The following is a 12,059-nucleotide window of genomic DNA, read 5'->3' on the forward strand; positions in this document are numbered from 1 at the left end:
CCCGAGAGCAGAAACTAATTATCTTCTCAGATTGAATTAAGCTGGCTCTAGTCTGGGCGAGATAAAATACAGTCCTCCACCTCCTTAAACAGGTCAAGGGGACAAGAATTTATTACAAATTCTGAGTATATTCAATCAACGAAAAGCATTATATGGGCATTAGTTTCATTGATGGCATTTCAGGTTTTATTCCTGAGCTATACCTTGGTATTTTGACGCTGATCGCCATATACAGCTTCCACAAAATTTCGATTATTTGGCGTTATTATCTGCATCGTCGTCGAGAAATTTCACCCCTACACAAATTCTCCGACGCTGACCTGCCCCAGGTGACCATTCAGCTCCCATTATTTAATGAAATGTATGTGGTCGATCGGCTCCTAGAGGCCGTTGCTGCCCTGGAATATCCCGTTGATAAACTGCAAATTCAGGTCTTAGATGACTCGACGGATGAAACGCGAGAGATTTGTCGAGCAAAGGTGCGAGAACTGAAGCAGCGCCACCTCAATATTGACTACATCCATCGCTGCGATCGCAAAGGGTATAAGGCTGGAGCCCTAGCCTATGGACTCCAGTCCGCCACCGGGGACTTGGTGATGATCTTTGATGCTGATTTTGTCCCGTCCCCCGATACCTTAATCAACATGGTTCACTATTTTGCCAACCCAAAGGTGGGCATGGTGCAAGCCCGCTGGGGACATATTAATCGCCACTATTCCATCCTCACAGAAATCCAAGCCCTAATGTTGGATGGGCATTTTGTCACGGAACAAACATCTCGCAATCGGTCCGGGTGTTTTTTCAATTTCAACGGCACGGCAGGGATTTGGCGGATTCAAACCATCGAAGATGCGGGAGGCTGGCAGCATACCACCGTAACGGAGGATTTGGATCTGTCTTATCGAGCCCAGCTCAAAGGATGGGAGTGCATTTACCTCCCTAATATTGTGGTGCCTGCCGAATTGCCCATGGAGATGAATTCCTTCAAGTCTCAGCAATTTCGATGGGCCAAAGGAGCCAGTCAAGTGGCGAAAAAGCTGCTGCTACCGATTTTGACCTCGAATGCTCCTGGACATGTAAAGTTAGAAGCCTTTTTTCACCTCACCAATAACTTCAACTACCTGCTGTTATTGGTTCTACTGCTGTTATCGTTGCCTTACCAGCTCTTTCTCGCCGAAACGGGCTGGCGTTATGGTCTAGCTATCCACCTGCCGTTATTTCTGATTACTACCCTCAGTCTATTGGCCTTTTACTCCGTGGCTCAAGAGGAACAACGGGGTCAAAATTCGCCCTGGAAACTCACTTCAAACCTATTTTTACTGATGAGTGTGGGGATTGGCCTCAGTATCAATCAATCCCTAGCCGTTTATGATGGCCTATTTCGGGTGGGTCGCGATTTTGTCCGCACGCCTAAGCATGGCGTTACGAGCAACGAAGAGGATTGGAAAACCAGAAAATACCGCGCCGCCAGAAATTTAGTGCCCTACCTGGAGCTGTCTATGGTGGTGTATCTACTGCTGACCATTAGCGTAGCGGTCGTCAACGCCCATTACCTATCTCTCCCATTTCTACTGCTGTTCTTGATCGGCTATATCTATGTGCTTTCCCTTAGCATGTTTCAACGCCGCTAAGTCTGCCTAGTTTGGCCCAGCTCGACCGAGGAAAATCGGAGCCGCCGGGGATAAGAGAACGATAAAAAGTGGCCTAGCCCCTAAAACAACTTGTGATTTCTGTTGGCTAGCATTTCACCGGCTGTTTCGGCATTCACAGGCTTGCAAAACAGATATCCCTGCCCATATTCACACCCTAAGTTTTCCAGCTGATGTTGCTGCTCTGTCGTTTCAATCCCTTCCGCGACCACATCCATTCCCATGGTTTGGGCCAAGGTGACAATGGCCTGAACAATGGCCACGTTATCGTCTGCGGCATCCAATCGACAGACAAAGGATCGATCCACCTTCAAGGTATTGACGGGGAACCGATGCAAGTAACTTAAGGAAGAATAGCCTGTACCAAAATCATCAATACTTAAGTGAATCTGGCGGTCTCTTAGCTGATCGAGAATCTTGGCCGCGGAGTCAGAATTCTCCATAATGGCGCTTTCGGTAATTTCCAACTTTAGGCACTGGGTCGGAAGTTGGGTCTCTGCCAAAATTTGGTCAATGGTTTCGATCAGGTTGGGTTGAGAGAATTGCTTAACGGATAAATTGACGCTCATGGTCAAGGGAATATCCGTGACATTGTTGGATTGCCATTCATTCAGCTGACGACAGGCTTCCCGTAACACCCATTCCCCTAGGGGAATAATGAGGCCTGTATCCTCAGCTAGGGGAATAAATTTCCCTGGGGAAACAAAGCCTAGCTCTGGGCTGATCCAGCGGACTAGGGCTTCAAACCCCGTAATCATGCCTGTATCCAGAGCCACAATCGGTTGATAGTTGAGAATAAATTCTTGCCGTTCGATGGCCCGACGTAAATCTGTTTCTAGTTGTAGAGAACTTTGGACATCTTCATGCATGCTGGCATTGAAGACGATATGCCGCGCCTTGCCCATGGCTTTGGCTCGATACATGGCGGTATCGGCATCCCGCAACATTTCAGTGGGTTGCTGATAGTCTGGGCTGCTCATGACAATGCCGATACTGGCAGAGACAAAGAATTCGTTGTCGCCAATATGAAACGGCTCTAGTAAACTGCGTTGAATGGCATCTGCAATATTGATGGCTTGCTGCTCGTTGGAGACATTTTTGAGCAGAATCGTAAATTCATCGCCTCCTAAGCGGGCTAGGAGTTGATCGCCCACACAGCGCTGGAACCGTTTTGCGATCGCAACTAAAAATTGGTCCCCGACTAAATGTCCCAAGGAATCGTTAATAGACTTGAAGCGATCACAATCCAGAAACAGCAGCGCAAAGGATTGATCGGTCTGTTTTTGGGTGTCCTGAATCGTTTCTTCGAGACAGGTGAGGAACAACGTCCGGTTGGGCAGATCCGTCAACGGATCGTGCATGGCCATATGTTTTAATTGCTGCTGTACTTTCTCCCGCTCAGCAATTTCCTGATTCAGCCGCTCCGTCCGCTGAACTACTCTTTGCTCTAAGTCAGCATTAAGGGCTTGGATTTGGGCTTCAGCAGCGATGCGATCGCGCACCTCGGCCTGCAGTCGTTCATTTTGTTTACGCTGTTCTTTTTGCAGCCGACCAATGGTCAGTTGATTTTCCACCCGAGCCAAAATCTCAGCCAATTGAAAGGGCTTGGTGATATAGTCCACCCCACCCACCGTGAACGCTTTGACCTTATCCAAGGCATCGTCTAAGGCGCTAATAAAAATGACTGGGATATCTTGCGTTAAGGCTTCTGATTTCAAGCGTTCACAAACGGTATAGCCATCCATTTCTGGCATCTTGATATCCAGCAAGATCAAGTCGGGCATAATGTTCCTTGCCCCAATCAGTGCCATGGAACCATTGGCGGCCCCTCGCACTTGATAGCCTTGTTTAGTCAACGCCGTGGATAAGATTTGTAAGTTGTGGGGCGTATCATCAACAATCAAAATCAAGCCTTTCGACTCGTCATCTGTAGGCAAATCCACCGTTTGGGATGCAGGTGTATTCAGTGTCATGGCTAAATTCGGCTAAAAAAGGAGTGGAACGAGATGCTCAGCTTGCACTTTAGTGTACCCAGTTCGGATACTTCAGGAACTTTCGACACGACAGAAGAAAGCAATTTAATCATTAGCGACGATCCCCCTTTTATGGATTTCGCTCACTTAAGAATGATCTAAGATCCACGCACCTACTATTTTGGACATAATTACTAGTTTTTGTCTTTAATTCATAAATCTTCAGCATAATTCTTTAAATAAGAAGTCTACTGGATAAAGACTTCATTGTTGTTCGTTTTGTTGGCAATAGTCCTCCTAAAGTTCGTGGATCTCGAACCTCACCTTTTATTCATCAACTAGGTCAATCCAGACCTTGCAACCTTTGCTGGCTGGGCAATTTGATAACAATAGATTGACTATGAAATCACTATCATAAGGGGCTGTAATCTTAGGATTAGTATTGGTCTTAGTGTCTTGATGGACTGTTTTTTTTGTCATTGCATCATATAGAAATAAATCAATGTCAAAGCAGTCTTCACTACAACCCGCTGCCATCGTTTCATTCTCAGACAAATATTGTTCGAGAGTGAAAGATTCTCCTTGCTGGAGCCACATGGAATATTCATGGACTTCAGCGGCATAACTCATCCTTGCTGGCACAAAAATGACCAGCAAAAATAGGGAACAAACAATTAGGTATTTCAAAATATCTTTCATGATTCCAATCAACAGGCGTTGCAAATGACATGGCAGGCAAAATCGATTAGGGATTTTGCCCAAGACATAGTGTCTAGTCAACCGTGGCGGTGAATCGGATATAACCATACGAGTTGGCTGGATTTCCTGAACCTACCGCATTCGGAATTGAACTACTAATTTGCACTCCAACGGCACCATTATTATTGGCCCCATCACAACTGATAGTCGGCAAGGTCAGGGTTGGATCGACATTGGGTTCAAAGTAGTACCCCTGATCACCATCGGGTCCATTGGTGAGCGAGACTTCACTGGTGCCTAGACCTAACATCATGCCCCGACCGGAACCCGCGATACCGCCTGCATCTTGATTCGGTTGGTTGTTATAGGTATTGCGTTGGTAAGTCGTGAATTCAGGAACGCGATCGCACAACGTTACCCCAAAGGCTTCCGATAGTCCTGTGTTCAAGAAGTAAATCGAATACTCCAAGTCATCGCCAGGTTTCACTGGGGTGGTTAGATTTAAGGCCCCTCGTAATGAATCGCTAACGGGGGTGGGCCAATGCGGATCATTATCATCCGTACCCGTACCATCCTCAAATCCAGTGACATTCACCCCATTCACGGCTGTAATTCGCTTCACTAGAATGATCTCAGGTGGTAGTTTATCTGAATTGACCACTAATGTAGCCGTGGGTCGAGCCGTATTTTCGATAATCGTGGGGGTTCCACCCGTCATCGGATCGATGGAAGGCTGAATTTGGGCCGTTAATTCACCTCTTTCAATCCGGTTGACGTAATTACCCATTAAATTGGATGTCACATCCACCTGGACTTGGCAATTGGCACCCGGTGCTAGGGTTGCTCCCGTCATCTGCACCGTGGTCCCCCCCGGCGTTACATTGACAGTTCCACTGGAACAGGTCGTGCTGGCATTGGGGGTATTCGCCACAAATAGATCCGTCGGCAGTGTGTCGTTGATCGAAACATTCGACAGCGGCTCCCCAGACTCATTGTTGGTTTGATTATTGGTAATGGTTAAGGTCAATTGGCTGATTTCTCCCCCTTCCATAGAAGTAGGATTAAAAGATTTGCCTGGGGTAATTGCGGCCAGCGCGTTTAATGTTGCCTGTGCGGCTTGGTCATTGGTGACATTTTCTTGGCTAAAGACATCCCCGATATTCAATTGGTTAATGGTATTACCGGTATCTAATAACGTGACCCGTACGGACACCGTACAACTCTGGTTAGCCGCTAAAGCAGCGTTGGATAATGTAAACGTATTCTGTCCTGGCACCGCCGTTACAGTAGCGGCAGTAGTCCCATCGCTTTGAAGACAAGTTGTAGACGCACTGGGAACTGAGAACACCACCATTTCTGCAGGCATTGTGTCCGTTACGCCTAGTTGGGTGACTGGAATGCCGCCATTGGGATTGGAGACGGTCACCGTTAGGGTACTCGGATCACCGACCACAACACTATTCGGACTAAAGGATTTATTGAGATTGACATTAGCAGTTGTACGGGTCAAAGTTCCGGTCACATCGATGGGATTCACAAATCCTTCGTTGGTGGTAATTGAACCCGCAGGTAGGGTGTTGTCGAAGGTGCTGCTACCCCCTGCATTCATAATCACTTCAAAGCGAATTTCACAAAGGCCAGGTACTCCACCGACCTGAGCTGGTACTGTCCCTCCTGCAAAATTAACTGTTCTACTGCCTGCGGTAGTTGTGATGGTTCCACCACAGGTGGTACTAGTTACCACAGGAGAGGCGACTTCGACATTCGTTTGTGTCCAGGTATCCGTAAAAGTAGTGACTGTGAGGGGATTTTCCCAGGTATTGGTAAGCTGAATAACTGCAGTGGATTTACCCCCGGCAACGACCTCCTCTGATTGGAAAGATTTGGTCCCTTCCAAGGGTGATGTGACAGTTAGAGTTGCAGACCCTTCGGTCGCCGTTATGCCTTGATCGTTGGTAAATCCAGATGTCGTATTGGGATAGGTCTGGGGTGGAGGAAAGGCTGCATTCGTCGTTACGATCTCAGTTACATCAAATTGGATCGTACAGGTATCAGCATTTGGATCACTGTCATCCACTGGTGCAATACTGCCATCTCTCATGGTGAAGGAAGTACTCCCAGGTGTATTCCCAGAAAAGGTTGGCCCTGGGTTCGGAGGGACGTCGAAACTACAGCCAGAATGGCTAAAGTTAGCTGGGTTGGCCACCTGTAAGTTAGGTGGAAGATTATCGTCAATATCTACCCCTGTTAAAGGCAGTGTTGTTCCTGCACCTCCCGGAGAATCTGTACGGCGGTTGTTGCGAATGACAATTCTGAGGGTTGAAGGGACGCCTCGACGAACAGAGCTAGCATCAAACGACTTAACAATTTCAACATCATCGACTACGGTCAAACGACCTTCAGTACCCGTGACTCCATTTGAATCAAACCCTTCTGCATTCGTGATGGAATCATTGGCAATCACATTATCAAGGTTGGTGCCTGAAGTCCCCGTTGGCAGAAATACATCCACTTGCACCGTACAAGTTCTGTTGGTATTGATAGTCCCGCCGCTAAAAGTAACCGTACCGGATCCTGGGGTAGCTGTTATGGTCGGAGTTCCGCAATTGCTGTTGGTCGAGATATTGGCTGGATCAGCCACAATCAATGCCCCCGGCAAATTATCCACAAAACCAACCCCAGTCGCACCCACTGCAGACGATCGATTCTGAATGTTGATGGTCATCCGTGTGGTGCCCCCTGGGGCAATACCGTCGTTGTTGGAATATCCTTTGCTGACCACTAGGGCAGGTCGAACATTGATATTGTCGGTGGCCGGGTCGGTATTCGTTCGCCCTTGATCATTGCCTAATGCGCTTGCAGGTATTGTATTGGTAACCGAAGAGCCATTGCTGTCGGCAATATTGCCGACAACGCCAGGATCGACTTTAACTGTGACAGAGATGGTACAGGATCCTAAGCTGTTCGTTGCTGCATCTGAACCAGGCACTTGAGCCGTTGCTCCGCCACCCACATTAGTGCTGTTGAGGGTAAAGCTGGATGTCAAGGGCGTGACCGAGAGGGTTTCTGAACTGCCAGAGGAAGTACAGGTTGTCGTCGCATTGGGTGTGTCTGCTACCACCAAAGGAGCCGGTAAATTATCCGTTAGGGTTGCATTGGTCAGGGCTCCACCACCATTGGTAATAGTGATGGTTAAGTTGGTAGTTTCTCCTTCATCTCTGGTGCCATTACTAAAATTTTTGCCAATCGAAATTTCAGTTTGCACGTTCAAATTCGTACTGGGAGAGTTACTGTTGCTAATCAGGTTAACCGTGCTGAGGGTGTTAGCGAGGATATTGTTGGTATAGGTTCCACCATTCGCTTGCGTAACGGGGAAAGTAACGGTACAAAAACTCTCATTCGGAATGGTGCCGCCAACGAGTTCAATGCCAGTATCACCTGCCTTAATATTGACGGTGCCGCCTGTACAGGTTGTGCTGGGAGCAGGCGCACCAGCTCGGGTATCAACGACGAGCTGATTGGCACCATCGCTGGGTAAATCATCCGTTAGGGTGGGGGTTGAAGTTGTCCCAGTTAGGTCGTATTCGTTGGGGTTGTTGATCCGAATCGTGACAATTGAGCGTCCATCTCCGGGGATTGTATTGGGCGTAAAAGATTTATTGAGGGTTGTAGGAGTTGCACCATCTATCTGTAATGTGGCTGCTGTTGGATCAGGACTATTCCCCACAGCTGTCACTAATGCTTCTGCTGGGATAGTATCTGAATGATTTCCAGCACTAAAACCTCTTACAGGAATCTCAATGGTGCATTGCCCTGGTGATCCAGCAGGTATCGTTCCCCCTGTGATGGCGACGGAACCTGGGCTTCCGGTAGGGGTACCCGTTGTGATGTTGACGGTACTGCCGCAATCATTAAAGGTTGCCGCTGAATCGAACACCAAATTTCCGGGTGCGGATGGCAAAGTATGGTTGAGGCTAGTTATGGATACTGGATTCCCCGTACTATTGCGGAAGGTTAACCGATATGTAACCGGGTCTCCAGGGGGACTTTCTACAGGATCAAACGCATTCAAAAGAGCTAAGTCTGCGTTGGGCATTGCAACAACGGGGTCATGAAAGAAACCCATATGAGCAACTAAGGCACAGAAGAATGCACTAAAGGCCAGAATCAATCCTCTTTTGGTCGAGCGACCCAGGCCATTTAGCCAAGCTTGCCAAGACACAAGATTGAACTTTGGGAAACGAATGCGTTTCAACATAGAAAAATAATTTTTGGTTCAGGGGTGTATTGCCACAGTTCCATCCAGGGTAAAACACCTTTGATGGAGTCCCTATTACAGGAGAAAAAGCATGAATTATTCGTCCAATCTCCTGCTGTTTTGTTAGATAGTCGCCACTTACACCCGCGAATCTCAACTAATAAAGGGCAATTCTCGATTTCGCTCCAATAGTATTCCCAGAGATAGGCCAACTCTTCAATAAATTCTAGATTTCCTTTAAAAGAGTTTCCTGAGAGAGCAATAAGTTTCTCAAGAGCAGTTTTATGCTTATGAGCGCACAAAAAGTACATTTTCTTTCAGCCAGAATAAAATATCCTTCCGTAGAGTTTCATGCCTTAAATCAATTTAAAAGGCTAAATCTTTTCGTTTTGGCCCTCAAACAATCTCTTTACATGAAGAAGTTTTCTATTCTTTTTATTGAATATATCTTTATCAATTAAAGACCTGAACCTGACATCCGTATCTAAATGTTGATTTAGATATAATCCTTGAAAATCTTTGAACTTATATTTTGTTTTAACAGGAACCAGCCAAAAGCTTTACCAATATGGCATTGAGGCTTTTACAAATCCAGTGAATTATTTGTGGAAGAAGATTTATCTAGGAATAAGTTTTCATAAACAAAAGGCATAAAAGCAATCTTTTTCAGGTGCAAAACAGCCTGTGTCCTAGATCTAAATATAAAAACTCTCTTTCCCTTAGCCATCGAACAGATAGCTAGAAATTATACGCAGTCTTATTGGCAGGTTAGCGACTGAGATACAGGCTTTATTTTTATGGCAACAAATTCAAATTTCTTATTTTTATTGCCAATAATTTCATGCGTCAACAAATGATCGATTTAGATAATTTTTTACCCATCCTGTTAGAGACCCTTTTATATCAGCAATAAATTTAGCTTCGCTGGCAGATTGCTATCACCCAAACAGAAATATAAAGCATCAAGTCAGCTGCTTTTGGGTTAAAACTTTATCCTATGTCCAGAAAAAAATGTTCCCTTGTTCCTCCATCCAAAAAGTATTAGCAAGCAAATCTCCATTAACAAAGAAAGGTAAGAATTTGCGACCTTGGTTAACCAGGCTCCTTGTAACTGCAGCCACCACCTCATTAGCCTTTTTCCCAACTGCAGCACAGGCCCAACGTACGTTTACGACTCGCAATGCTTTTCAGCTGAGAGGACGAACCACTATATTTGGTAATCCTGTAACTACCTGCTCTACAACAGTAGGGCCCAATTCAGGAAACTGTACTACTGCCCAACAAACCACTTCAACACCTGGGAACAACGGACTACTAACAAACAATGCCTACTGGATGGACTATGTTGATATTGATAGTGATATTGATACCTTCAACTCTTCCTCCGCTACCTATAACTTCCCAACTGGCAACCCTGGTTTTCAAATTGTTTGGGCAGGACTTTATTGGGCAGGGGATACATCTCAAGGTGGTACTTTCAATGGCAATCCAGTGGGAGTAGAAGCGCCTACACCATCGAACAGGGGGCAAATGTTGCTAAAAATACCTGGTTCTTCAATTTACCAAACCATTAACGCAACTACTCTGGATGTAATTAGCAGTACTCGCTATAGCGCTTTTGCTGATGTCACTAGTCTTGTTCAGTCAGGTGGCAGCGGAACTTATACGGGAGCGAATATCCAAACTGGAAAGGGCGAAGATCGCTATGGGGGTTGGGCCCTGATTGTCGTATATGCAGATGACACCGAGATTTTGCGCAGTATGACTATCTTCGATGGTTTTCAGGGAGTAGGAAGTAGTTCACCTTTGACAACAACTATTAGTGGTTTTCTCACCCCTAATGCTGGTCCCTTTGAATCCTCGATTGGTGCATTTATAAGCGAAGGTGATGTTGGTTTTTTTGGAGATCAGTTTCTAATTGATGGAGATGGCAATAATTCTGATGGGGATGCCACAGATCAACCATTTGTAAATGTTAGTGACTCTGAAAATCCTGCATCTAACTTCTTTAATAGTTCTAGTTCACTCTTTGAGACTCGGATTGGCACCAGTACCAATGTAAATACTCCGGATGGCAAAATGCTGGGACCTATAGGAAGAAATCCTGCCTTTCCAAATTTATTGGCGATGGATATAGACATCGTAGAGGCCGAAGACAACTCTGGCACTGCTATTATGCAAAACAATGCCACTGAGGCAGGCTTACAGTTTACAAGTCAAGGTGATGTCTACTATCCCACGGCGTTTTTCTTCAGTGTGGAGGTCTTTCAACCCGTCTTAACCCAAAACTTTACTAAGACGGTCACGGATGTTAACGGGGGTGATCTCAACCCTGGTGACATTTTGGAATACACCATTACCTACCAGAATACGGGAAATGACAATGCCACAGATGTCGTATTAACGGATGCCATCCCCGCAAATACTACCTATGAAGCAGGGTCACTGAGAATTCTGACCGATCCTGATCCAGGCATAACTACCCCACTAACGCAAACAGACACCTTAAATGACGACCGGGCTGAATTTGATAGCACCAACAATAGAGTCGTTTTTAGGTCAGGTATTGGTGCCGATAATACCAATGGCGGAAATGTTCCCTTCGATGACCCCAATGTTGCTGGAGCTGTCGATGACACGGTTTCCGTGAGCTTCAGAGTTCGTGTTGACTCTGGTATTACAACCTTTCCCACTACTATTTCTAACCAAGCTGTCATTGACTACGTTGGCGAGTTCTCAGGTACACCTTTTACTGGTAATAGTGATGACCCAACCACACCCTCAGAACCAGATGATCCAACCGATATTGATGTAGTTGAACCTACCGATCCGAATTTGATATTGATCAAGCGGATTACCCGTATCAACGGAGTGACAACCAACGGTGCAGTTGATTTAGACGTCTATATAGATGACGTGAATAGTCCCTATGACGACAATGTCGATGAGGTTCCTCCCTTTGCGGCACAACCCGATCCAAACCAAGACGATACAACTAACTGGCCCGATGCCGATTCCCTGAATGGGCCGGACGACTATCTCAAGGGAGTTATTGATGCAGGGGAGGTCCAACCTGGAGACGAGATTGAATATACAATATATTTCCTATCAACTGGAGGGGTTCCCGCGAGAACAGTGCAATTGTGCGATCGCGTTCCCGCATTTCAAACGTTTGTGCTCGACGCTTATAACGCAGAAGCCCCAGCACCTAGTGGAGGTGTGGGAGCGAGTAGAGGCATTCTAGTCGATTACAATAATTCCGTTTTAGCCTACACCAATGATGGAGATGGTGACACTGCGCAGTTTTACCCACCTGGTTCGACTTTACCTGCAGCTTGTAATGGTTCACCTGCCCAATCAGAAGATAACGGAGCCATTGTGGTGGACCTAGGCGATTTACCCCAAGCGACAGGTCCTGGAAATCCTGCCACATCATATGGTGCAGTCCGTTTTCGCGCAACGGTGAAATAATGGCTGGTC

5 protein-coding genes are annotated in these 12,059 nt (G+C 46.3%); 2 read left to right on the forward strand and 3 right to left on the reverse strand.

Translation table 11 applies throughout. The annotated features are described in order from the left end of the window. The first annotated feature begins 152 nt into the window (after positions 1-152). Positions 153-1,631, forward strand: a complete 1,479-nt coding sequence (locus tag AM1_RS23605) for a cellulose synthase family protein (protein WP_012165433.1) — start codon at positions 153-155, stop codon at positions 1,629-1,631. Between the two features lie 80 nt (positions 1,632-1,711). On the opposite strand, the gene AM1_RS23610 is transcribed toward AM1_RS23605, so the two are convergent. From AM1_RS23610 to AM1_RS23620, 3 genes are all read right to left on the reverse strand, one after another. Further along, positions 1,712-3,622 (reverse strand): two-component system response regulator, encoded by a 1,911-nt coding sequence (locus AM1_RS23610; protein ID WP_012165434.1) that lies wholly within the window; start codon positions 3,620-3,622, stop codon positions 1,712-1,714. A 327-nt stretch (positions 3,623-3,949) separates the two neighbouring features. Then, positions 3,950-4,321: a hypothetical protein gene (locus AM1_RS23615; protein ID WP_012165435.1), complete on the reverse strand. Its 372-nt coding sequence runs from the start codon at positions 4,319-4,321 to the stop codon at positions 3,950-3,952. Between the two features lie 73 nt (positions 4,322-4,394). Then, on the reverse strand, positions 4,395-8,579 hold the full coding sequence (locus AM1_RS23620) for a beta strand repeat-containing protein (protein ID WP_063710533.1): 4,185 nt from the start codon (positions 8,577-8,579) through the stop codon (positions 4,395-4,397). A gap of 1,080 nt (positions 8,580-9,659) precedes the next feature. Here AM1_RS23620 and AM1_RS23630 point away from each other — a divergent pair. Continuing rightward, positions 9,660-12,050, forward strand: a complete 2,391-nt coding sequence (locus AM1_RS23630; RefSeq protein WP_238549052.1) for a DUF7619 domain-containing protein — start codon at positions 9,660-9,662, stop codon at positions 12,048-12,050. The last annotated feature ends 9 nt before the right edge of the window (positions 12,051-12,059 follow it).

Source organism: Acaryochloris marina MBIC11017, assembly GCF_000018105.1.
Lineage (GTDB): Bacteria > Cyanobacteriota > Cyanobacteriia > Thermosynechococcales > Thermosynechococcaceae > Acaryochloris > Acaryochloris marina.